21 protein-coding genes are annotated in these 22947 nt (G+C 29.1%); 7 read left to right on the top strand and 14 right to left on the bottom strand.

Annotated features, from left to right (window positions below; all coding sequences use genetic code 11):
* Positions 1–146: 146 nt before the first annotated feature.
* From L8X40_RS03020 to L8X40_RS02985, 8 genes are all read right to left on the bottom strand, one after another.
* Positions 147–644, bottom strand: a complete 498-nt coding sequence (locus L8X40_RS03020; protein ID WP_087700024.1) for a TlpA family protein disulfide reductase — start codon at positions 642–644, stop codon at positions 147–149.
* On the bottom strand, positions 605–1096 hold the full coding sequence (locus L8X40_RS03015) for a TlpA family protein disulfide reductase (RefSeq protein ID WP_087700022.1): 492 nt from the start codon (positions 1094–1096) through the stop codon (positions 605–607). Before L8X40_RS03015 ends, L8X40_RS03020 begins: the two co-directional genes overlap by 40 nt.
* Positions 1086–1742 (bottom strand): ABC transporter ATP-binding protein, encoded by a 657-nt coding sequence (locus L8X40_RS03010; RefSeq protein WP_012661870.1) that lies wholly within the window; start codon positions 1740–1742, stop codon positions 1086–1088. Before L8X40_RS03010 ends, L8X40_RS03015 begins: the two co-directional genes overlap by 11 nt.
* Positions 1742–2857 (bottom strand): ABC transporter permease, encoded by a 1116-nt coding sequence (locus L8X40_RS03005; protein ID WP_263667272.1) that lies wholly within the window; start codon positions 2855–2857, stop codon positions 1742–1744. The genes L8X40_RS03010 and L8X40_RS03005 overlap by 1 nt, the downstream gene beginning before the upstream one ends.
* Positions 2847–4139, bottom strand: coding sequence for an ABC transporter permease (locus tag L8X40_RS03000; RefSeq protein ID WP_263667271.1), 1293 nt, complete (start codon positions 4137–4139; stop codon positions 2847–2849). Before L8X40_RS03000 ends, L8X40_RS03005 begins: the two co-directional genes overlap by 11 nt.
* The gene (locus L8X40_RS02995) at positions 4129–5550 is read right to left on the bottom strand and encodes a Fe-S-containing protein (protein WP_263667270.1); all 1422 of its coding nucleotides are present in this window, start codon (positions 5548–5550) and stop codon (positions 4129–4131) included. The genes L8X40_RS03000 and L8X40_RS02995 overlap by 11 nt, the downstream gene beginning before the upstream one ends.
* Before the next feature lie 76 nt (positions 5551–5626).
* On the bottom strand, positions 5627–6148 hold the full coding sequence (locus L8X40_RS02990) for an iron transporter (protein WP_263667269.1): 522 nt from the start codon (positions 6146–6148) through the stop codon (positions 5627–5629).
* Positions 6145–8196, bottom strand: a complete 2052-nt coding sequence (locus L8X40_RS02985) for an FTR1 family iron permease (RefSeq protein WP_263667268.1) — start codon at positions 8194–8196, stop codon at positions 6145–6147. The genes L8X40_RS02990 and L8X40_RS02985 overlap by 4 nt, the downstream gene beginning before the upstream one ends.
* Positions 8197–8521: 325 nt before the next feature.
* Here L8X40_RS02985 and L8X40_RS02980 point away from each other — a divergent pair, with 325 nt between their 5' ends.
* A complete protein-coding gene (locus tag L8X40_RS02980; protein WP_263667275.1) occupies positions 8522–9856 on the top strand; it encodes a cation:dicarboxylate symporter family transporter in 1335 nt (444 codons plus the stop codon).
* Here L8X40_RS02980 and L8X40_RS02975 read toward each other — a convergent pair.
* Both L8X40_RS02975 and L8X40_RS02970 read right to left on the bottom strand, forming a co-directional pair.
* Complete coding sequence (locus L8X40_RS02975) at positions 9853–10710, bottom strand: D-amino acid aminotransferase (protein WP_263667267.1); 858 nt, start codon at positions 10708–10710, stop codon at positions 9853–9855. The two genes, L8X40_RS02980 and L8X40_RS02975, sit on opposite strands and share 4 nt — an antisense overlap.
* A gap of 11 nt (positions 10711–10721) precedes the next feature.
* Complete coding sequence (locus tag L8X40_RS02970; RefSeq protein ID WP_263667266.1) at positions 10722–11699, bottom strand: glycosyl transferase family 90; 978 nt, start codon at positions 11697–11699, stop codon at positions 10722–10724.
* 132 nt (positions 11700–11831) lie between these two features.
* On the opposite strand from L8X40_RS02970, the gene L8X40_RS02965 reads away from it, so the two are divergent.
* A complete protein-coding gene (locus L8X40_RS02965) occupies positions 11832–12323 on the top strand; it encodes a hypothetical protein (protein WP_087700007.1) in 492 nt (163 codons plus the stop codon).
* On the opposite strand, the gene L8X40_RS02960 is transcribed toward L8X40_RS02965, so the two are convergent.
* Entirely contained in the window at positions 12320–13228 is a 909-nt protein-coding gene (locus tag L8X40_RS02960) for a hypothetical protein (RefSeq protein WP_192866630.1), read from the bottom strand. The two genes, L8X40_RS02965 and L8X40_RS02960, sit on opposite strands and share 4 nt — an antisense overlap.
* A gap of 3 nt (positions 13229–13231) precedes the next feature.
* Entirely contained in the window at positions 13232–14149 is a 918-nt protein-coding gene (gene rsmH / locus L8X40_RS02955) for a 16S rRNA (cytosine(1402)-N(4))-methyltransferase RsmH (protein ID WP_087700005.1), read from the bottom strand.
* Between the two features lie 59 nt (positions 14150–14208).
* Here rsmH and L8X40_RS02950 point away from each other — a divergent pair, with 59 nt between their 5' ends.
* The 5 genes from L8X40_RS02950 to L8X40_RS02930 all read left to right on the top strand — a co-directional run bounded on the left by L8X40_RS02950 (position 14209) and on the right by L8X40_RS02930 (position 20225).
* Entirely contained in the window at positions 14209–14787 is a 579-nt protein-coding gene (locus L8X40_RS02950) for a class II aldolase and adducin N-terminal domain-containing protein (RefSeq protein WP_087700003.1), read from the top strand.
* 79 nt (positions 14788–14866) lie between these two features.
* Positions 14867–16345: a peptidylprolyl isomerase gene (locus tag L8X40_RS02945; RefSeq protein WP_263667264.1), complete on the top strand. Its 1479-nt coding sequence runs from the start codon at positions 14867–14869 to the stop codon at positions 16343–16345.
* Positions 16342–17721 (top strand): cell division protein FtsA, encoded by a 1380-nt coding sequence (gene ftsA / locus L8X40_RS02940; protein WP_087699999.1) that lies wholly within the window; start codon positions 16342–16344, stop codon positions 17719–17721. The genes L8X40_RS02945 and ftsA overlap by 4 nt, the downstream gene beginning before the upstream one ends.
* A gap of 11 nt (positions 17722–17732) precedes the next feature.
* Complete coding sequence (ftsZ, locus tag L8X40_RS02935; protein ID WP_039626779.1) at positions 17733–18839, top strand: cell division protein FtsZ; 1107 nt, start codon at positions 17733–17735, stop codon at positions 18837–18839.
* A 21-nt stretch (positions 18840–18860) separates the two neighbouring features.
* Positions 18861–20225, top strand: coding sequence for a nicotinate phosphoribosyltransferase (locus L8X40_RS02930; RefSeq protein WP_214100303.1), 1365 nt, complete (start codon positions 18861–18863; stop codon positions 20223–20225).
* On the opposite strand, the gene ispG is transcribed toward L8X40_RS02930, so the two are convergent.
* Both ispG and L8X40_RS02920 read right to left on the bottom strand, forming a co-directional pair.
* On the bottom strand, positions 20222–21286 hold the full coding sequence (ispG, locus tag L8X40_RS02925) for a flavodoxin-dependent (E)-4-hydroxy-3-methylbut-2-enyl-diphosphate synthase (RefSeq protein WP_391530075.1): 1065 nt from the start codon (positions 21284–21286) through the stop codon (positions 20222–20224). The two genes, L8X40_RS02930 and ispG, sit on opposite strands and share 4 nt — an antisense overlap.
* Before the next feature lie 56 nt (positions 21287–21342).
* Entirely contained in the window at positions 21343–22836 is a 1494-nt protein-coding gene (locus tag L8X40_RS02920; RefSeq protein WP_263667263.1) for a C69 family dipeptidase, read from the bottom strand.
* Between the last annotated feature and the right edge of the window lie 111 nt (positions 22837–22947).

The raw sequence follows: 22947 nt of genomic DNA, 5'->3' as shown, positions 1-22947 counted from the left end.
ATAATGATAATAACAAAATATTGCTATGATGATAAGGAAAAATAATGGCTTTGAAATATTGAAAAATAGGTTTTTTGAGTAAAAAAATAGTGCTATAAATTTTTAAATTATTTTTTACCGAAATATACTTTATAAAATACCTAAATCTATTGTAAAAATTTAATCTTGTTTTCTAAAACACTTTTTGGAGTAAGTCCGATGAATTTTTCATTCATATTGCCTTTTTCATCATAAAAAACTATCACAGGCACACCATAAATTCCACCCACTGCTTTAGACAAAAACGAGCTTGCTTTAGCTTCATATAAAAGTGGCAAATCTAGCTTTTTTTCCAAAAGAATTTTTTGAGCTTCTTCTTTTGACTTAGCTCCATTTAACACTGCTAAAATAGAAAAATTTCTTTCTTTATAAAGTTCATTTAGCATAGGAATTTGTGCATTACATGCACCACAATCTTGCGTGAAAAAAAATAAAGCATAAGCTTGATTTGTATTTTGTATTTTTAAGGTTTTTTCAAAACCATCATATTTAAAAGTATAATTTTGATTTGAATTTAAGGTTTGAAATTCATTATCTGAGCATGCACTAAAGAAAAAAATTCCTATTAAAGCCAAGAAGCAATAGAAGCTTTTAGCTGTGACCATGGTTTTTCTCCTATGATTTTATCTTGCACAACTCCATCTTTAATGACAAAAGTAGTTGGCACCGCAAAAACGCTAAATCTTTGCCACGATATATCTAAATCATCTTGCAAAAATATAATATTTTTATAATCATATTTTGTAGCAAATTCTTCAAAATCTTTCCCCTTATCTATAGAATCAAGTGCCAAAATAGTGATTTTTTTAGGGTATTCGTTAGCTAGTTTTTCTAAAAGTGGCAAATCTTTTAAACAAGAAGCACAACCTTGCTCTACAAAAGTTAAAACAATGAGATTATCAAAATCAGCTAGTTTAATTTTCTCACCTTCTAAATTTTTAGCTGCGATTTCTGGTGCTTTTAGACCTATTTTACCGCCATTTTTATTGTTGTTTTCAAAACACGCACTTAAAAAAACTAAACACAAACAAGCTAAAATTATACTTTTAATTTTCACTTTTCATTACTCCATGACTTAAAATGATAGTTCTATCAGCAAATGTGGCTAAGTCTGGATTGTGAGTGATTAAAACTATGGTTTTGCCATCTTGTTTTAATTTACAAAAAAGCTCTAGAATGTTTTTTTCATTTGCCTCATCTAAATTTCCAGTTGGCTCATCTGCTAATAAAATTTCAGGATCATTCACTAAAGCTCTTGCTATACATAGCCTTTGTTGCTCCCCGCCACTTAGTTGACTAGGTAAATGCGTAAGTCTGTGTGAAAGCCCTACTTTTTCTAGTGCCATTATAGCGTCTTTTTGCTCTATACTTGAGTGATAAAACTGCGCTAGCATGACATTTTCTAAGGCATTTAAATAAGGTATTAAATGAAATTGTTGAAAAATCAAACCTATTTTTTCTCTTCTAATCACACTTTTTTCTTCTTCACTTAAATTTCCAACTTCTTTATCATCTAAAAAATACTCCCCACTACTTTGAGTATCCATCAAAGAAAGTATATTTAAAAGTGTTGATTTACCTGAACCTGATGGACCCATAATGGCTAGCCATTCGCCTTGCTTTACTTCTAGGTTGATATTTTGCAAAGCTTTAACTTCATTAAAATTACGATTTAAATTTGAAATTTTTATAATATTTTTCATCACTCACCCTTTAAATTTTCACAAACATTGATTTTTAAAGCTTTTTTTAGCGGTAAGATGCTTGCAAAAAATGCAAATACTAAAGAAACAAGCACCGCAAAAAATACTGAAAGCAATCTAAAATCTATACTTGCATTAAAAATCAAATACCCAAAAATATTTGCTAAAAAATATCCGCAAAAAGCACCGAGCAAACTCGCACTCAAGCTTAAAATAAATACTTCAGCTCCAAAAAGTTTAATAACTTCTTTATGCTTAGCTCCTAGTGCAAGGTGTAAGGCTATTTCTTTTTTTCTTGAAAAAATCACTGCACTAAGAGTAGTATTTACACTCAAAGAACTAATGAGTAAAATCGTTAAGCTAATCAAAGCCATTAAAGCTTTAATCTTTTCTAAAATCACACCTTCACTAATGGATACTGAGGCTATGACTTTAGCTTCTGCATTGCCCTTACTAAGTTCTTTTGCTTTTTGATCTAAACTTTCATAATCGCCTAGTAAAATAGCTTGAGCATAATTTATCACTTCTTTAGCTGCTAGTTCTTGCGCTTTATTTAAAGAGATGATTAAAACGCCATCTTGCTCATCATTGCTTCTTAAAATGGCTTTGATTTTTACTTTGACTATTTTAGAAATGCTTGGGTTATAAATTTGTAATTCTTGTCCTATTTTAAGTTCAAGTTGTTTAGCTAAATCCGCTCCCACAAAGGCACTATCTTCACTAAAATCACTCAAAGAGAAACTTCCTTTTAAAACTTCCATAAAAGGCTTGGTAAGCTTTAAATTTGCAAAATCAACCCCAACAACTACCGCACTTGAACTTTCAAGATTATAAAAACCATATAAAAATGGGGTTAAAGCTTTTGCTTTCAAGTTTTCTTTAGCTTGATTAAATTCATCCATGCTTAAAAACTCATCATCTTTTGGCGTGATGATAAAATTAGCTCCATAAGCTTTCAATTCTTTGGACAATTTTGTGTCAATATCAAAATAAATATTAAAAAATGAAGCACTGACCATAGCACCCATAAACACAGCTATAAAAATAATACAAACTCTTTTATAAGAAAAAATAAGAGATTTAAAAACCTCTTGCATAAAAAAATTATTTGCCATATAAAACCTCTGAAGTAGAAAGTTTAGAAATTCCTTTGATAGAAAACAAACATCCTAAAAATACTATAAGCACCGCAAAAAATAAACAAATTGGTAAAATAATCCAAGATATAGCAATAGTATGATCAAATATACTTAGAGCAATAACTTCTGAAACTCCCACACCAAAAGCAAAGCCCAAAACAGCCCCAACTAAAGCTACCACAACCCCTTCTAACGCAAAAATCATATAAATTTGCAAAGTACTAGCACCTAAAGCTTTTAAAAGTCCTATTTCGCTTTTTCTTCTAAAAATATCCGCACTCATTAAAGATGATATGGCTATAGAAGCTACAATTAAACATATAATGCTAACTACTGCCATTAAAGATTGAATTTTAGATACTATCAAACTTTCTGCATCTGAAATCGCACTTACTACTTTTGTACTAGCACCTTTAAAATCTTCTGCTATTTGATAAGCAATAGAACTTACATAAGCAGTGCAATACCACTGATCATACTCAAGCTGATTAAGACTATCTACATCGCGTCTTGCTTTTTGCGCTAAATCATTTTCAGGTATAGTTAAAGCTGAAACTTCTGCTTTGGCAAATAAACCTTCTTTTTTAGAAAGCTTTTGTGCTAAAAGTAAAGAAGTGATAATTTTATTTGAAAAGGCTTGAGTTAAGTCTATAATACCAACAATTTTTACTTTAAAAATTTGATCATTTTGCAAAAGGGTAATTTCATCATCTATTTTTAAATCATACTTTTGTGCTAAATCTTTTCCTAGCATTACTTCATCTAAACTATCATCTTTTGGGTAATTTCCTTTGATTTGACTATATTTGTATAATTCTTTAATACCTGCATAAAAATCATCATCATCTTGCACCTTTATAGCTTTATCAAAATAAGTTCCCACTAAAGAGATATTTTCATAATTTGCATTTAGAGTTTGAATTTTTACTTGAGTATCTAAAAATGGCGCAAAGGCATTGATATTATTTCTCCAAAAAATTTCTTTTATAGTATGGAGTTTGCTTTCTTCTAAAAAATTTTGATTTTTCAAAGGCTCATAGATTTTATTACCCACTTCTACACTTAAACTTGCACCTTTAGGTAAAACTAAAATGTTTGATCCATAACTTCTTAGTTCTTTTGTGATTTCATTACCTATACCCAAAGTAAGATTTAACATCGTAGCCATAAGCAAAGTAGCTAAAAAAATCGTTAGTAAGGCTAGAGATTTTTGAATTTTATTTTGAAAAATGGAATTTTTTACAATCTTAACTTGCATAGTCATTTCCTAATAAATTATGAATTCTATATTTTGAAGTTTTATTCATATCGATGTATTTTAAAGGATCATTTTTAAACTCTTCATAATTTTTTTCATTAGCAAAAAAATATGTTCTTCCTTTATAAACATAAGATCTTGGTGCTTTTAAATTAATTAATTCAGTATTATCAATAGGATCATAAACTTTCTTTTCTACTACTTGAGTGAAAAAATTTACCCCATCTAAAATTTCTGAAAAAGGTATGATAACCTTACCATTTTCAAATTTATATTTCATAGGGATAGGATTACACCCACCTGCTTTACCTACACTTGGTAAGAAAATTCTAACATTACATGAGATACAAATTAACTCTCCACCTTTTTTAACATACCCCATATCTCCACATATACTACAAGCATCAAAAACTGCTACTGGCGAATCTTTATCTTCTCTTTTGTTAATCAAGAAAAATCTCACTACCTTACCCTCATCGCTAATATAAGCAAAGCGATGTAAGTTATTATCTCTTAAAATCGCTACATCAAAGACAAATTCATCATTTTCATTTGGCTCTACATAGGTTGGCTCATCTATGGTTACCGGTCTTGAAGCATGTAAGTCATAAAAGAGAAAAATACAAAGACTTAAAATCATAGCACTAAAAATACTTGCACTAAAGCTAGTTATAGTTGAATTTTTTGCTTGATTTTTTCTAAATTCTATATCAAAATCTTTTTTCTTGGTGTTTTCACTTACTCTTTGCTTTAGAGCTAAGACTATACAAATAAATAATAATAAAAACCATATGTATGTATAAAATTTAGTATAATATACACTTTTTGCCACATAGCTTAAATATAAACTTTCTGTTTCTATCATACCTTCTCTCATAAGGTGTAATAAAATTTGAGCTAAGGCTTCATTTAGATAAAAAATCACTATAATAAATAAAAATAAATTTAAAAACTTAAATTTAAATTCTCTTAGCCATCTTGTAAAAAGATAAGTCCCAAAACACACAACAAAAGCAAGCAAAATAAGCCCAAAAGAACTAATCGCTAAAGAATCTAAAAAATTAGTGCTTAATATAGGAAAGTCTATAGAAATATGTAAGTATTTTATACCAAAAACAAAAGATAATAAAAAAAGCAATATTGCTTGAATTTTTTCTTTTAAAAAATTATTTTTTATAAAAGAAAAAACAATAATACCCAAAGACAATAAAACAAATAAAATATCATTAGAAAAATATAACAAATCATAACTTAGTGTTTTAGCGCTAATAAAAAAAGCAAAATAAGAAAAAACAAAACCCACAAAAGCAAGTTTAAACACTAAAGAATTTTTTAAATTATAAAAAAATAAAGCACTTAAAAGCGCATAAGAAAAAAATACTCCAAAAAAATGTACAAAATAAATCGACATAGGCTCTTCTTTGATAGAATTTATTTATAAAATCAATAATTTTATAAATAAACCCTAGCAAAAAGCTAGGGAAGAATCACTTAGGTTTTCCTGTATATTTGAAGTTGTATTTAACTGAAAATGGCTCAAACCATTTACCAACACCTGTTTCTTTATCAACATGGCGTCCAAAACCTTGTTTTTCTGGGCTTTCTATTAAAAATACCAACTCATAATTTCCTATGCCTATATCCATTTTTAAATTTGCACCATAGTGAGGGCCATCATCTGCTACCATAGGCATAAGAGTTCCTGTTTTTACTTTACCATTATCAAGATTAGTTAGCTTATAAGCTATAGTTAAATAAGGAATCCAAAAGCCTTCTGGAAAGCCGTTTTTATTGCCCTTTAATGCATGAATATCTGCTTCAAGGTGAATATCTGCTAAACTTGCTGCAAGGTCAATCCCTCTTGGCTCCATTTCGATTGGTTGTAAATAAACCGCTGCTATTTCCATACCATTTAACTCATAAGGATCGCCAATTGGCACCTCTGCTGCAAAAACTGAACTAGCTAAAATACTAGCTGCTGCGCCTAAACTTAATAAAGTTTTTTTCATATTTTTTCCCTTTTATTTGAAATTTGCTTTGTTATAAAAATACCCATAATGAGTAAGATTAAAACCATAAACTGAGGTATGATGCTCTCATAGTAAGGATAAATTCCAAGCCATAAAATTCCTTCAAAATCAAAAGGAAGTAAGCTTGGGGTGATAACCTTAGCTTCTATGAGCTCACCAATGCCTTTGCCTGTAAAGACAAAGACCATATAAAAAATAATGTATGAAGTTATATAGAAAAATTGTTTTACTGGTATTTTTAAAGCACCAGCTTTTAATAAATAATAAAGTATTATAAGTATGATTAATCCACTAGCTAATCCTATAAATATAAAACTATAATCTGTGCTTGTTTTTGCATCAAACAATAAAGCTTGATAAAAAAGAATAGTTTCAGCACCTTCTCTATATACAGCTAAAAACACACTAAACCATAAGGTTTTTGCTGAATTATTTGAGATAGCTTCAACTGCTTGAGTTTTTACATAATTTGCCCATTTTTTATTTTGTGCATTTGATAAAAGCCAAAAACCTACATAAAATAACAATGCAACAGCCACAAGCATAGTAATACCTTCTAGTAACTCTCTACTTTGCCCTGCTTGTTCTTTAAAAATCCATGATATAAAAAATGCCGTTACAAAGCTTAAAAACACTCCACTCCAAAGTGCTGAATATACTATATTTAAACGCTTTTTATTGCCACTTTGAACCAGGTATGAAACTATAGCTACAATGATAATTAAAGCTTCCAAACCCTCTCTTAAAATAATACCTAAAGCCCATATAAATAAAGACATAGGTGAAGATTCTTGAATTTTATCCAAAGAGCTTTCTACTAATGTACTAAGCTCATCAAAATTTTGTTTTAATTCTTCTTTAGAGGCACTTGCTTTAATAAGCGCAACACCTTTTGAAAAATAACTTTCTATTTTTAATTTTAAAGCACTATCAATAGCACCAATTTTACTTTCCATACCACTTGCTTCAAAAATATCCAAATACACATTTTGCAAAGCATCTATGCTATTTAAACTAAATCCCTCATAATTTTGCAAAATATCATTAAGAGCAATTTTCATATCATCATATACTTTAGTATAGTTTTTAGCACTCATAACACTTTCATCAAAACCTTTAACTTGAAGCAAGGCTAATTCTTCTTTAGGCAAAGCTAAAAACGCTTCATATAGTAAATCTGATATATTTGAAATTTCATCTCTGATAGTTTTTTCATCTAAAGTATTAGCATTGATTTTTCTTATAATAGTTCTAAGCTTGGTTTGAATTTTTTTATCCACTCCTGCTTTAGTATATCTTGCTACTAAAACTTCTACTTTTGAGTTTCTATAGTCTTCAAATAATGCTGATTGAATCAAATCTTTAGCTTTTTGATAGTCTTTATTTACAAAAGCTAATGCAGATTGATCAAGCTTTGAAATCATTGAATCCATCAAAAATTGCAATCTTGTATCCAAAGCCGAAGCTTCTTGTAAAGCTAGCAATGCTTCATCTTTTTGAGTGTTTTGTTCTTGAGCAACCAAACTTTGAGTTGAGTTTTGTGAAGTTTGTTCTTTAACATCTTCTCCAAGCAAAGCTGCAAACATCGCCTCAGCTTGCGCTTGGCGCTCTTTTTCTGCTTTTAAAGATGAGCTTTCAGCTGCTTTTTTATCATATTTTACATCACTAGCTTCAGCTTTAAGCTGAAAGCCTTTTTCTAAAATAGGAACTATTTCATCTAAATCAAAATACAAACTACTAATCAAAGCTTCTATTTTAGGAAAATCTTCTTTATCTTTATACATTTTTCTTAAATTAATAAATTTACGTTCCATAATAATGGCTTTTCTACCGACATTACGCCCAATAGAACCTTCCATGGTTTCAAAATGCTGAAAATATGCATCTTCTGCTTTTTTCTTTGCTTCTAAATTTTTATTTTCTTTATATAAGATCATACTTTCATTTAAAATTTGCTTGATCGCTTGAGCTTCTTTTTGATAATCAATCTCTCTAGCATAAACAATAGAACAAAATAAAAAAATCATTAATAAACTTATTTTCTTAAACACTATTTTACTCCGAAATGATATTCATTTTTAAAATCATAGTCGCAAGTATAGTACTAGCTTTCTTAAATTTAGATAAACATTATCATTATTTATTTCATAATAAATCATACAAAAATACTACAAAATGCTACTTTTAGCTACAAAATAAGCTAAAAAATTCTTATTTTTAAGACTATTGTTTATTTTTTATTTATTTTAATCATAAAAATAAGTTTTTCTTTGCTAATATGTGTCGTTTTTAAAATTTCAAGGAGTTTTTGTGCTAGTAATTACCCATGAAAAACCAAGCAAGCTCAAAAAAATGTTAAAAAATTTAGGTTTTTGGGTAATTATAGGAATTATAGCTGGTATTAGCCTTGGTTTGTTAGATAAAGAACTTGCATTAGCTAGTAAAATCGGGGTAGATTATTTTATACAAGCTTTAAAAATTCTCATAGGACCTATTATATTTTTAACTATTGTTTTAGGAGTTATTAGTCTTGAAAGCTTAAAACAAGTTGGAAGTATAGGTGCTAAAGCCTTGCTATACTTTGAAGTAGTGAGTACTTTTGCTTTAGCTATTGGTATTTTTATGGCAAATATTATGGGACCTGGAAAAGGAATGAACCTTGATCCAAGCACCCTAGATCAAGAAAGTGTGGCTCAATTTGTCAATAAAAATATAGAAATAAGTGCACAAAATGAGATTTTGCATATTTTAAATGATGCCATACCTACTGACATCATCGCTGCTTTTAGCGAAGGAAAAACCTTGCAAATCTTAGTTATAGCTCTAGCTTGTGCTTTTATTATTTCACTTATGAGAATTGATGAGAGAAAAGCTATACAAAAAACCTTAGAAATAATGCAAAGCTTTGTTTTTAAAATTCTAGAAATCATTATGTATTTTTCTCCTATTGCCGCTTTTTCTGCGATGGCTTTTTTAGTAGCAAAATATGGACTTGATTCTTTATTAAATTTGGGTTATTTGCTTATTGTTATGTTGCTTGCCTCTTTGCTTTTTATCTTTGGAGTTTTAGGACTTATTTGTTTTATTGCCAAAGTTAATATTTTTAAATTTATGCGTTTTATCTCAAGAGAAGTTTTGATAGTTTTTGCCACGAGTTCTAGCGAATCAGCATTAGCTCCGCTTATGAGAAAACTTGAAAAAGCAGGAATTTCAAAAGCCACTGTGGGCTTGGTATTACCAACTGGATATAGTTTTAATCTTGATTGTACTAATATTTATTTAGCTATGAGCTTGATTTTCCTTGCGCAAGCTTTTAATGTGGAGCTTTCTTTAACGCATGAAATTAGCATTTTAATCGTACTAATGATAGCTTCAAAAGGTGCAGTTGGTGTAACTGGTTCAGGTTTTATTATACTAGGAAGCACACTTGCGGCTTTATCTAATATGCATATAGCAGAAGCTAACAATGGCTTAGGAGCAAGCTTAGGCGAGGTTTTACCCGTGGCTGCTATTTCTATACTTTTGGGCGTGGATAAATTTATGTCTGAAATTCGTGCGGTGGGAAATTTATGTGGTAATAGCGTAGCAGCTTTAATCGTAGCTATTTGGGATAAACAAATAGACTGGGAAAAATTCCGCTACGCTCTTGATAATCCTAAAGAATTTACTAATGCGGGTTTTGATTAAACAACCTCTTTTTGGATTTTTTCTACATATTTTTCTCTTAGCTTTTGAGTATAAAAGCCTACCCTACCATCGTTAATCACCTTGCTATCTGCTTTTATAACACCTAAAATCAAAAAAGTAGCCGCAGAAATAAACACCTCATCAGCCTCATATACTTCTTTCATACTAAAAGCTCTTTGATCTACTTTAAGACCAAGTTCTTTTGCAAATTTCAAGATATTTTTACGGCGAATTCCTGGTAAAATTTCATTAGAAAATGGCTTAGTGATTAAAGTTTTATTTTTTATAATAAAAGCTGAACTACTAGAAGCTTCCGTTACTAAAGCATTTTCCACCATAAATGCTTCAAAAACCTTAGCTTTTATAGCTTCTTCTTTTGCAAGACATTGAGCTAATAAAGAAATAGATTTTATATCCCTTCTTTTCCATCTTAAATCAGCTGTTGAAATAACACTCACCCCGTTTTTAGCACACTCATGCTCAATCACTTTACATTCAAAAGCAAAAGCCATAATAGTAGGTTTTAAACCTTTTAAAAGAGCAAAATTTCTACTAGCAACCCCTCTAGTAACTTGCATATAAAGCCCGCCTTCTTTAAGAGAGTTTTTAATGATTAATTGCTCTAAAATATTTTCAAATTCTTCTTTTGTATAAGGAATTTCTAATTCAATTTGAGCCAAGCTACGCTCAAAACGCTCCCAAAATTCTTCCTTATCAGCTATTTTTGCATTTACCACAGGAACTACTTCATAAATTCCATCTCCAAAGATAAAACCTCTATCAAAAACACTCACTTTAGCTTCGCTAGCTTTTACGAACTCATCATTTAAAAATACTATTTCCATTTCTTGCATAAACCCTCCTTTTAATCAAATAAATCAACAATATCTTTTGGTAAATCAAGCTGATTAGAATAATAAAAATACTTAGCTAAAACTAAAATTCCTATATAAAATTCTATCTTTTCATCTAAAAATTGCTCTATGTAAACATGGGCATTTTGAATGATTTCTTTTGCTCTATGTGGATTAGCTAAATAATAATCAAGCAAAGCTTCTACATTTTCATAATCATCATCAATTAAAGCAAAATGCTCATTTGGAACTAACTTTCCTTCCATAAACCAAGTTTCATAGCGCATTTTTGGAGCTAAAACTAAAGAATTTGTTTTCATCGCCCACTTTAAGTTGCTTGCTACATCATTACCTTCTAATGAAAGTAAAAATTTAAACTGGGTTTGATAAGCTCTGCTGATTTTAAAATTTAAATTTTTAATCCATTTTTCGGCTTGAATTTTTCTACCGCCAACATGAGCAATATCACAACGAGAATTATCAAAATATTTTTCAAAAAATTTAATACGATGAGGCTGATAAATCGCACCTCTAAAAAAAAGTAAGTCTTTTTTATCTTCAAATTGGTTTTTATCTTGTATAAAATCAAAATGTCTGTTTTTATCTAATTTTAAAATGATATTATTAAAGCCATTTTCAACTGGTCTTGATTTAGCTATGCTTGGATATTTAAGATTATAACTAATATCCCCAAAACCTTTAATCCATAAAAAATCATCATTAAAATATTTACTAATTGCATAAGCATCATAAGCATAGGAAGTTTTTTTAAAAGGAAATTTTCCTATTTTTTCATAATTTTGAAAATTTTTTATATCAAAAAAATCATTTTGCAGATTATAATAATTTAAGCGAGTAATAACATTATCTATATTTTTTAATTTTAAAATTTTTTTAAAAATATTTTGCAATTGATTTTGATAAATTTTTCTAGGTATAAAACTTTTAGCTATACCTTTTACATTCATCATAAATCTAGAATCTGCCATTTTTCTTCCGTTTTGATATTAAAATAACATAAATTTTATCACAAGATTTCATTTGCAAGACTTAAAATTTAGTTTATTTAAAAACAAAAATGTTAAAATCACAAAAATCACATACTAATTTTAGGTAAAACAATGAAAATACAAGAATTTATTTTAAACTTTATTTTTAAAGTTTCAAATCAACCTGTTAATTTAAAAGATTTACTAGAAGCAAACGCCTTGCTTAATGAAGGTATGATGGTAGATCCTGCGAAATTAAATTTTAAATTTAAAGTGTTTAATTCTTATCTTATTTATGCATTTTTTTGTGCTTTAATTATCATTCCTCTAATTTTAATTACACATTATTTTTTAACAATTATTGATTTTCATATTAGCATTTTAAGTGCTATTTTTGTCACTGCTTGTGTTTTTATTGGCTATGATATTTTTAAAATTTACACTAGAAAAATCATTAGCAAAAGATTACTAAAAAAAGCTTGGGCTTTACATTTTCCATATTTTGCTTATGAAAAATACTCAAAAATAGCAGAAAATATTTATAATCAAGCTATTAAAGAAGAAATTCCAAAAAACCAACTTGAGCAATATGTTTTAGAAAAAATCATTCAAACACAAGATTAATCTAAAAAGTCTAAAACTTGATTTTGAAAATAAAGCATTTCAAGTTGCCTTCGAAGTTCTTTATTTTCTTCATCCAAAACAAGTTCTTGTGATCTTAAATCCGCTATATCTCTACTTACATAATAAATTTGATTTCTGATGTAAATTTGTGGGAAAAATATCAACAAAGCAAATGCTATCATTAAACCTGCGTATAATAAATTTTTAGGACTTAAATTTTTATTTTCCTCGCTTACTATGCTATCTAAAAGTTCGTATTTATCTTCTTGATTATATTCTTGGTTTTCTTCAAGCCTTACTTTTTCTTCTAAAATTTTTTGCTCTTGCTTAGCTAATTTTTCTTTTTCTTTTAATTCTTCTTGAGCTTTTTTTATTTTTTCTTGTTCGATTTTTTTTTGCTCTTTTAATTCTTGTTTGAGTTTGACTTTTTCTTTTCTTTTTTCTTTTAAATCTTGAAATTTTGAAGTGACAAAAACATTACTTTGAGTAAGAATTTTAGATATTTGGATAGAATCTTTTTTTTCTACTTTTTTTACTTCTTGTGGCGATTTGCTACTTTTAAGCATTTTAGAATTTGCAATATTTTTTTTATCAAATTTTTCTTTTTGTTTTTTGAAAAAATTAAGTTGTAATTTAAAAGGTTTTTTTTCTTCTAATTTAACATTAATCAAATCTTCTTTTAAATAAATAGCGGATTGTTTTTTAGGTTTTTCTTCGTATTCTTCATCAAAATCTGTAAATTTAGGTCTTTTTTTACGCTGTATTCTATTTTTTAATATGCGATCGCTTTCATTGAAATTTTGCTCATATTCCTCATAAGGCCTACCTTCTTTAATAGCCCTAGAATATTTCAACATTTTTTCGCGTATATTTTGTTTTTCTTTTAAAAAGTCTTCTTCAACCATTATTTACCTAAAATAAAAAATTCTCATTTTTGCGCAACTTGATCTACTATTATAGCTTATTTCTTCTTTGGAGGCACTTATAGCTTTTTTACTTAAAATTTTACCAAGACTATGATTTTTACCACATTCACATTTTATGGCTCTTTCATCACAAATACAGTCTTTTTCCCATCTTTTAAAAGTATTTTTTACTATCCTATCTTCTAAAGAATGAAAACTAATAATAGCTAATTTACAATCTTTTAATTTTGCTTTTTCTATACTTTCAAGTAAGGATTTTAACTCGCCAAGCTCATTATTCACTTCTATACGTAAAGCCTGAAACACAAGCAAAGCTAAAGATACATTGCGTCCTTTTAACTTAGCATTTCCTATGATTTGACTTAATTCTTTTGCACTTGCAATCTCTTTTTGGCTTCTTGCATTGATAATTTTTTGAGCAAGCATTGAAGCAACCGGCGCTAAATCTCCATAGTCTTTAAAAATTCGCTCCAAAGCTTCCTTGCTATAAGAATTCACCACTTCTTTAGCGCTTAAAGGATTGTTTTGATCCATTCTCATATCTAAAAAATCAGAATTTAGCGAAAAACCTCTATCGTTTTTATCAAGCTGCAAAGAAGATACACCGATATCAGCTAAAATTCCTCTTAAGTTTTGCGTTGGAATTTGAGTTAAAATATCTTTAAAAGCTATATGGTTAAAACTTATTCTATCTTGAAAATTTTTTAAAAATTCTTTAGAAAAATTTAAAGCTTCTAAATCTTTATCACAAGCAATTAATCTTAGTTTTTTATGAGCTTGCAATAATGCTTTAGAATGTCCTCCATAACCTAAAGTACAATCTAAAAAATCTCCACCATCAAAATCATCAAAAACATCTAAAACTTCTTGCAATAAAACAGGAATATGTGGACTTTGCAAAATAAACCCTTTAATTTTTTTAGTATAATATCTTAGCAAAGTTTAAAACAAGGTTTTTAATGAATAAAGAAAATATCATTTCTCAAATTACAATGCTTTCTGCCTCAATGTTTAAAAAAAATTTTTTTGGAATTTGTCATGGTTCAGTTTCAGCTAAATTATCTCAAGGTTCGTTTATTATCAATAAAAACAATGCATTTTTAAATCAACTAAATGAAAAAAATCTAAGTATTTTAAAATTTGCAAAAGATTACAGCTGGGATGAAGCTAGTAGTGATTCTGAAATCCATAAAAGTATATATGAGAATATACCTGAAGCTAAATTTATATGTTTTGCTTGTCCAGCTTATACCTTATCCATGAGTTTAAATCATGATTTTATAACGCCTCAAGATTATTTTGGTGAAATTTTTTTAGAAGAAATTCGAGTTTATAACCCTAAAAATTATGAGGATTGGGAGGATAGGTCACAAACTGAAATTTATCGCTATATGCTAGAACAAAAACAAAATTTTGTTGTTGTAAAAGGTTATGGTATCTTTGCTTATGGTAGAACAAGCTATGAATTAGGCAAAATTATAGATTTAATTGAAAATTCTTGCAAAATTATCCATTTAGCTGAAACAAATTTATCATAATCTTTTAAAATTAATTTTTTATTAATCACAAATTATCTATAATTTATGGTTTAATTTATTTAATTAGATTGGGGTTAAAATGCTCACTTGGATGCAGCATCATAAAAAATATTTAGTTGTAACTATTTGGATTAGTGTTATTGCTTTTGTTGGAGCAGGTTTTGTTGGTTGGGGGAGTTATGATTTTAACACTGACAGATCAAATTCTGTTGCAAAAGTAGGCAATGAAAAAATCAGCTATGATGAGTTTAATCTTAAATATTCTCAATTATTTAGCTATTATTCTCAGTTAAACAATGGCAATTACACACAAGAACAGGCACAAAAAGATGGCTTAGATACCCAAGCTATCAATGAACTTATACAAGAAAAACTATTACTTTCTTATGCTAAAACCTTAGGTTTAAATGTGAGTGAGGAAGAGATTGCTTATGATTTAGCACATCAAAAAATCTTTCATAATGCTTCAGGTGTTTTTGATAAAAATTTATATTATAATCTTCTTGCAAGAAACAATTATACACCAAAAACTTATGAAAAAATCATACACGATGAGTTATTACTTAAAAAAATCAATACTATTTTAAATTTACAAATCAAACCAAATGAACTTGATATGTTTGCTGCAAGTTTTTTAATGCAAGATAGTTTAAAAGTTCAAGCTATAAAACTTGATAATAAAAACATAGCAATTGATGAAAAAGAGTTAAAACAAACTTGGGAGAAAAATAAAGAGCTTTATAAAACACAAAAAAGTTACGAGCTTGCAACCTATTTTTTAAACCCCGATATAATTAAAATTGATGATAAAGAAATCCAAACTTACTATGAAGAAAATAAAAATGATTATAAAGATTTTGCAGGTAAAATTCTAAGCTTAGAACAAAGCAAAGATAAAGTTATAAAGGATTTAAAGCTTTCAAAACTCAAACTTAAAGCTAACGAAAACTATGTAGCTTTAAGAAAAAATGAGCTTAATTTTGATAAAAATATCACAATCAGCGATGCTGATATTTATTATCCTTTAGAAAATATACAAAAAGCTAAAGAAAATGATTTTATTAAGCCTTTTAAATTTGAAAATGGCTATATGGTTGCAAAAGTTATAAAAATAAATCCTATACAAACTATGACTTTTGAGCAAGCTAAAAATGAAGTAAGCAAACTTTACATCAAAGAAAAAACCAAAGCCTTATTGGAAGAAAAAGCAAAACTTACCCTAGATAATTTCCAAGGCATAGACATAGGAACTTATAGTCGCGACTCAGCTAAAAATGCAAAAGTAGGTGATATGATGAATGATGCTGAATTTAGTGAGTTTTTAATGCATGTATTTGACTCAAACAAAGCTAAATCTTATGTATTGTTTGATGATAAAGCAATAGTTTATGAAATCACAAAGCAAACTTTAGAAAATAAAAATAAAGAAGAAATTTATAAATTCATCATAGAACAAAGCGCTAAACAAACCAAGCAAGCTTTACTTAAGGAAGAATTATTAAAAAAACTTATAGAATTATATCCAATCCAACGCTATTATAAAGGAAATATAAATTGAATATTTTAGGAATCGATTTAGGCTCAATACAAACTTGTGCTATTTTGGCACAAAAAAACGAAGAAGGACTTAAAATCATTGGTTTTGGAAAATCAAAATCAAATGGTATAAAAAAGGGAGCAATTACCAATATAGAACTTGCTTCAAAATCTATAGAAGAAGCAGTAGCTGATGCACAAATGATGTCAGGCGTACATTATGATAAGGTAATTGTATCTATTTCAGGTGCTTATGCAAAAAGCGTAGACAGCATAGGAGTAGTTAATATACCAAATCATGAAATAGGTATTAAGGAAATTCACAGAGCAGTAAGCACAGCAAAACATACCGCAAATATACCTAGTGGATATGAAATCATTCATGTATTGCCTTATAATTTTAAAGTAAATGATCTTGAACATGTAGAAGATCCTTTAGGAATGAGCGGAAATCGTCTTGAAGTTTCTACACATATTGTAATCTCACAAGAAGTGCATATAAAAAATCTAAAAAAAGCAGTTGAGCTTGCTGATCTTAGAGTAGATAATATCGTTCTTTCAGGCTATGCTTCTTCTATTGCATGTTTTGATGATAGCGAAAAAGAGCTAGGTGCTATTTTAATCGATATGGGCGGAGCGGTTTGTGATATGGTTATCCATGCAGGTAATTCTATACGCTATAATGAATGCTTACAAATTGGCTCAGTAAATATCACTAATGACTTATCTATAGCTTTACATACTCCACCAAAAGAAGCAGAAAAATTAAAACTAAACTACGCATCTTTGGCACAAAATGAAAATTCTATCATACAAATACCATATATGGGTGATGAAAAAAGAAAAAATGAAGTTTCAATAGAAGTCATATCTAATGTTATTTATGCAAGAATTGAAGAAACTATTATTATTTTAGCTAAAATGTTAAGCGATAATGCTTGCGCAAATCAAGCAGGAGCAGGCATAGTATTAACAGGTGGAATGACAAAATTTGCAGGACTTGACAAACTTGCTTCAGCTTATTTTGATAATAAAGCTGTTAGAATAGCGACCGCAAAAAAAGATACTATGGATGGCTTTAAAGAAATTTTTGAAGATGCAGAAAATAGCTGTGCTATAGGTCTTTGCTTATATGGTGGTGGACATTTTACTCCTTATGAGTTAGATTCTAATGAGAAACTAAGATATAAAGGAGAACCTGAGTTTATCAATAAACAGATTAAACAAAATCTTACCATAGAAGAGCATGAAGAAGAGAACAAAGATTTTGAAGAAATTTTTCAAGATCAAAAAGACTTTGAAGAGGAAAAAGCAGAATTAACAAAAGTTGAAACCAAAAAAGATAAAAAATCAGGTTTTATGCATAAATTTTGGAATAAACTAATAAACCAGTTCTAATAGGAGATACAATGAGCGAATATCTAGTAGAAGAAATGCAACACGCAAAAGGTGCAAAAATAAAAGTTATAGGCTGCGGTGGCGGTGGCGGTAACATGATAGATCATATGGTAAATATGGGCTTGCACGATCTTGATCTTATTTCAGCAAATACCGATGCACAAGCTATAGCTAAATCTTTAGCAAAGACTAGAATTCAACTAGGCGAGAAAAAAACCAAAGGTTTAGGTGCTGGCATGCAACCAGAAATTGGAGCAGAAAGCGCAAGAGAAAGTTTTGAAGAAGTAAAAGCTGCTTTAAGTCAAAGTGACATAGTGTTTATTTCAGCAGGTCTTGGTGGTGGAACTGGTACAGGTGCAGCTCCTGTTGTAGCACAAGCTGCTAAAGAAGTAGGTGCATTAACTGTTTCGGTTGTAACCATGCCTTTTGCTTTTGAAGGAAAGCAAAGAAAAAAATTAGCCGAAGCTGGCTTGGCTGAATTAAAAAAAGAAAGTGATTCTATCATTGTAATCCAAAATGAAAAACTTCTTAGCATACTTCCAAAAAAAGCAGGCATAAAAGAAGCATTTAAACTAGTAGATGATATCTTAGCTAGAGCTGTTAGAGGTATGGTGTCTATCCTTTTAGAAGATGGCGATATTAATGTTGACTTTGCTGATGTTAGAACTGTTATGAGCCATAGAGGTTTAGCTTTAATGGGTGTAGGTCATGGAGAAGGTGAAAATGCCATCATGGATGCATTATCAAGTGCTATAGAATCTCCATTATTAGACGGTATGACTATGAAAGGTGTTAAGGGCGTAATTATCCATTATAAAATTGGCCCTGAATGCTCATTGATAGAGATTTCACAAGCTACTCAAAGTATTAGCGATATAGCAGATGAAAATGCAAAAGTAATCTTTGGTGCAACTACTGATGAAAGTATGGGCGATCGTGTTGAAGTAACTATCATTGCTACAGGTTTTGAAGATAAAGCTGAAATAGAAAGCGCTAAAGAACAAGAAGAAAGTAAAAAAAATAGCTATATGAATTTACGCAAGGCTAGCGGTGGATTTGACGAAGAAGTAATTTCTCAACTTGATGTTCCTGCTTTCTTGCGTCGTCAAATGGATTAATTTTTTAGTAAAAATCCTTATATGAATTCTTCATTATTATGTGATTTTTACGAATTAAGTATGGCTTATGCATATTTTAAAAAAAATATGCATAAGCAGATTGTTTATTTTGAAGTTTTTTTTAGAAAAGCTCCTGATAATGCTTCTTATGCTGTTTTTTGTGGATTAGAACAAATCATAAATCATATTAATCATTTTTCTTTCTCTCAAAGTGATATAGAGTTTTTAAAAAATACTCACAAATTTGATGATGATTTTTTAAACTATCTTTCAACTTTAAAATTTGGTGGAGATATACTAAGTGTTAAAGAAGGTGAATGTGTTTTTGCTAATACACCTTTAATGATTATCAAAGCACCCATAATAGAGGCTTTATTATTAGAAACTTTCATACTTTTAACCTTAAATCATCAATGTCTGATTGCTACTAAAGCTAGCAGAATTGCTCAAATTGCAAAAGAAAAATTGCTTTTAGAATTTGGCTCTCGTAGAGCCCATGGAGAAAGTGCAGCTTTAAATGGTGCTAGAGCTGCTTTTATAGGTGGTTTTCATACAAGTGCTTGTACTTTAGCTGGAAAAAAATTCGACATTCCTATAAACGGAACTATGTCCCATGCTTGGATACAAATGTTTGATGATGAGCTAAGTGCTTTTAGAGCATATTGTCAAATTTATAAAGATAATATAAGCCTTTTGATTGATACTTATGATTATAAAAAAGGTATTGAAAATGCTATTTTAGTTTTTAATGAGTTAAATGCACAAGATTCTATGCTTAATTATTCTATCCGTATTGACTCAGGAGATTTGCTTAAAATCTCTAAATATATTAGAAAAAAACTAGATCTTGCCAGCTTAACAAAATGCAAAATCATAGCTAGTAACGCCTTAGATGAGTTCATCATAGAAAAATTACTAAAAAATAAAGCTCCAATCGATGCTTTTGGTATTGGAGAAAAACTTATTACTTCAGCAAGTTCGCCTATTTTTGGAGCTGTTTATAAACTTGTTGCATTAGAAAAAAACAATCAAATCATCCCTAAAATAAAAATCAGCGCAAGTTCAAGCAAAACAACCTTGCCACATTTTAAAAAACTTATAAGATACTATAAAAACAATAAAGCAAGTTTTGATATTTTATATACACATGATGAAAATATCAAAAATTATCAAGGCTACACATATAAAAATTTACATAAGCTTATTTTTAAAGATGGAAAATTAATCTATGAGCTTCCTAACTTGAAAAATATTCAAGATTACCATAAAAAAAGTGTTGATAGTTTGGATTTTAAACTAAAAAAACTTCAAAATCCAAGTATTTATAAAATAAAAATTTCTAAAAAATTACAAAATATGCAAAAAACTTACTTGGAAAAAAATTAATCTTTTTCTCTAAGTTTCACCTCATCTTCTACCTCAAGTAAAAATCTATCCACAAGCTCATCTTCTTTTAATTTTGCTACCACTTCGCCATGTCTTATAACTAAACCTTGATTTTTTCCAAAAGCAATCGCCACATCAGCACCCTTAGCCTCACCCAAGGCATTTACAACACAACCCATAACACTTATATTTAACGGTTCTTTTATATGTTTAGTTTTTTCTTCTACTATCTTAATCGCTTTAATCAAATCACTTTGAATTCTTCCACAAGTTGGGCATGAGATGATATTTACTCCACTTTTTTGCACTCCACTATCTTGCAAAATAGCCCTTGCTACCTTAATCTCTTCTTCAAGCTCCCCTGTCATAGAAACTCTCATTGTATCACCTATACCTTTTAAAAGTAAATTTCCTAAAGCAATCGAGCTTTTAACCGTGCTATGAAATTTAGTTCCTGCTTCAGTAACCCCTAAATGAAACGGATAATCACAAAGTGGTCTTAAAGCCTCATAAGCTTTTATGGTATTTTGTACATCTGAAGTTTTCATAGAAATTTTAATATCAAAAAAGTCCAAATCTTCTAGTAATTTTATATTATACAAAGCACTCTCAAGCATGGCCTCTATATTATAACCATATTTATCACTAAATTGTTTTTCTATAGAGCCATGATTTACCCCTATTCTAATAGGAATTTTTCTTTGCTTACAAGCTTGCACCACTTCTTCGATATTTTCTTTTGAGCCTATATTTCCTGGGTTAATTCTCACCCCATCGATAAATTCAGCACAAAAAACTGCTAGCTTATGATTAAAATGTATATCCACTATTAAAGGTAAGGGGCTTTTTGCTTTGATTTCTTTTAAAGCTCTTGCATCTGCCATATCCAAACAAGCTAAACGCACTATATTTGCACCAGCAAAATAAAGCCTGTTAAGCTGCTCTAAACAACCCTCAATATCTCTTGTTTTAGTAAAAAGCATAGATTGCACTGAAATAGGAGCATCACCACCTATTAAAACATCACCTACTTTTATTTGTCTTGTTTTGTATCTTGTCATTAAAATCACTCTAAAAATATTTTTAGAGTATTATAGCCCAAAAATGGGCTATATCATTAATCTTTTTTATTTTTATTAAGAGATTTATATTTTATATCCATATCTCTTGTTAAAAGGGTAAAAATTTGATTTGTTAAATCTTGAGTAAGTTTTTTAGCTTCCATTTGATTTTGCAATGAAAAATCAACTAAAATTTGCTTTGCTTTGTTCTTATCTTTTTTATAAAGATTTAAATATTCTTTTTCCATAACCTCTTGTTTTAAAGATGTGTCTTTTTCAAATTTAGCATAAGCATTTTTTACAATAGGAGCATATTTATTATAATCACTCATTACAAGAGTTTGCAACTTGCGATAAATCCAATAAATTGATTTATCATCAGCTTCATTTGTTCCTTGTTGATATCCTGCAATAAACTCATCATTACCAAAATAATAAGGCAAATACACACTCAAATCAGCCATTCCTATTGCGACATAATTTAACCTACCTATTTCTTTAGGAAGCCACGGTCTAACTTGCATAATGTGAGATTCATAAGTTCTAAATACACTCACAACACGGTAAATGTTTTCATTTTCATTGAAATTTGCATATGGATCATATTTTGTTCCATCATAGTGCGATCTTAAAGCTTTTTTTAAATCATCCACACTAAGTTTTTGCTCAGGTTGCAAAAACACATTAAAATTAGCACCATTTTTTACATCTTGATTTAAAGATGGATTAAACATTTTTTGTATCCACCAAACTCTAGGATAATTATAAGTTAAATCTCTATCATCATTTCTTGTATAAACTTTAAAAAAATCAAAATCCTTATCCACTTTAGGATTATACGCTTTATGTATTATGGCAAAATTTATTAAATTTTTAGAATGCAAGGTATTTTCATCGTTGAATTTTAGTTGTTTTAGCCTACCTTGGTTCGCACTAACAAAATACGAATTATTAGGAATTTTTGCAGCCATCCACTGATGTGCTGTGGCACTTTCTAAATACCAAATTTCTTTAGAATCCACAAAAGCTACTCCAAAGCCCTCAGCTGCTCCTTGTTTTTCTATAATATCACCCAATAATAAAACACCTTCTTTTGCACTTTTAATTCTTGGAAGCAAAACATCCAAAATATCATCTTCGCTAATGCCATTTTTCTCATTATAAGGATCAAATTTTAAAAGTTCATCTTTTGCATAAATTGATTCAGTAGCGCTTATCCCAACACCCATTTCATTAAAACCAGTAGCACCGTGTAATGTACTTTGCCAATTAGCTATAGTGCTATATTGAAAAGATTTAGTAGGTAAAGGGTAAGTAAAATCATTCATTCCTTGATGTGCTTTAGTGCTATAAATACCTTTTTGATTTTCAACTCTTGGATGGATTAGAAAAACTTGTGCCTTATCTGCTTTACTATCAGCACTTCTTGCAACCAACATAGAACCATCTTTACTTGCTTCATTTGGTACTAAAATAGTAGTACAAGCTAAAGCATTATTAAGCAAAGCACCAAAAAGTACACAGTTTGTAAGAAAACTAAACTTTTTCATTTTCTCTCCTTTAAATTTAAGAAATTAAAAAAGTATATTCTTATCAAAATAAATTTAAAATTAAAAATAAAATATTGTTTTTATTATAAAATAATAATTATTTATAAATAA

It is taken from the genome of Campylobacter sp. CNRCH_2013_0855, from assembly GCF_025773025.1.
Lineage (GTDB): Bacteria > Campylobacterota > Campylobacteria > Campylobacterales > Campylobacteraceae > Campylobacter_D > Campylobacter_D jejuni_C.
The sequence above is the reverse complement of the archived record's forward strand: the minus strand, read 5'-3'. Positions and strand labels throughout refer to the sequence as shown.

Bases quoted from the DNA above. Each gene is read 5' to 3' on its own strand.
- L8X40_RS02950 (WP_087700003.1), top strand. From the start codon at position 14,209: ATGAATAAAGAAAATATCATTTCTCAAATTACAATGCTTTCTGCCTCA.
- L8X40_RS03010 (WP_012661870.1), bottom strand. From the start codon at position 1,742: ATGAAAAATATTATAAAAATTTCAAATTTAAATCGTAATTTTAATGAA.
- ispG (WP_391530075.1), bottom strand. From the start codon at position 21,286: ATGACAAGATACAAAACAAGACAAATAAAAGTAGGTGATGTTTTAATA.
- L8X40_RS03000 (WP_263667271.1), bottom strand. From the start codon at position 4,139: ATGCAAGTTAAGATTGTAAAAAATTCCATTTTTCAAAATAAAATTCAA.
- L8X40_RS02945 (WP_263667264.1), top strand. From the start codon at position 14,867: ATGCTCACTTGGATGCAGCATCATAAAAAATATTTAGTTGTAACTATT.
- L8X40_RS02970 (WP_263667266.1), bottom strand. From the start codon at position 11,699: ATGGCAGATTCTAGATTTATGATGAATGTAAAAGGTATAGCTAAAAGT.
- L8X40_RS02965 (WP_087700007.1), top strand. From the start codon at position 11,832: ATGAAAATACAAGAATTTATTTTAAACTTTATTTTTAAAGTTTCAAAT.
- L8X40_RS03020 (WP_087700024.1), bottom strand. From the start codon at position 644: ATGGTCACAGCTAAAAGCTTCTATTGCTTCTTGGCTTTAATAGGAATT.
- L8X40_RS02920 (WP_263667263.1), bottom strand. From the start codon at position 22,836: ATGAAAAAGTTTAGTTTTCTTACAAACTGTGTACTTTTTGGTGCTTTG.
- L8X40_RS02960 (WP_192866630.1), bottom strand. From the start codon at position 13,228: ATGGTTGAAGAAGACTTTTTAAAAGAAAAACAAAATATACGCGAAAAA.
- L8X40_RS02985 (WP_263667268.1), bottom strand. From the start codon at position 8,196: ATGATTTTTTTATTTTGTTCTATTGTTTATGCTAGAGAGATTGATTAT.
- L8X40_RS02975 (WP_263667267.1), bottom strand. From the start codon at position 10,710: ATGCAAGAAATGGAAATAGTATTTTTAAATGATGAGTTCGTAAAAGCT.
- L8X40_RS02980 (WP_263667275.1), top strand. From the start codon at position 8,522: ATGTTAAAAAATTTAGGTTTTTGGGTAATTATAGGAATTATAGCTGGT.
- L8X40_RS02930 (WP_214100303.1), top strand. From the start codon at position 18,861: ATGAATTCTTCATTATTATGTGATTTTTACGAATTAAGTATGGCTTAT.
- L8X40_RS03005 (WP_263667272.1), bottom strand. From the start codon at position 2,857: ATGGCAAATAATTTTTTTATGCAAGAGGTTTTTAAATCTCTTATTTTT.
- L8X40_RS02995 (WP_263667270.1), bottom strand. From the start codon at position 5,550: ATGTCGATTTATTTTGTACATTTTTTTGGAGTATTTTTTTCTTATGCG.
- ftsZ (WP_039626779.1), top strand. From the start codon at position 17,733: ATGAGCGAATATCTAGTAGAAGAAATGCAACACGCAAAAGGTGCAAAA.
- L8X40_RS02990 (WP_263667269.1), bottom strand. From the start codon at position 6,148: ATGAAAAAAACTTTATTAAGTTTAGGCGCAGCAGCTAGTATTTTAGCT.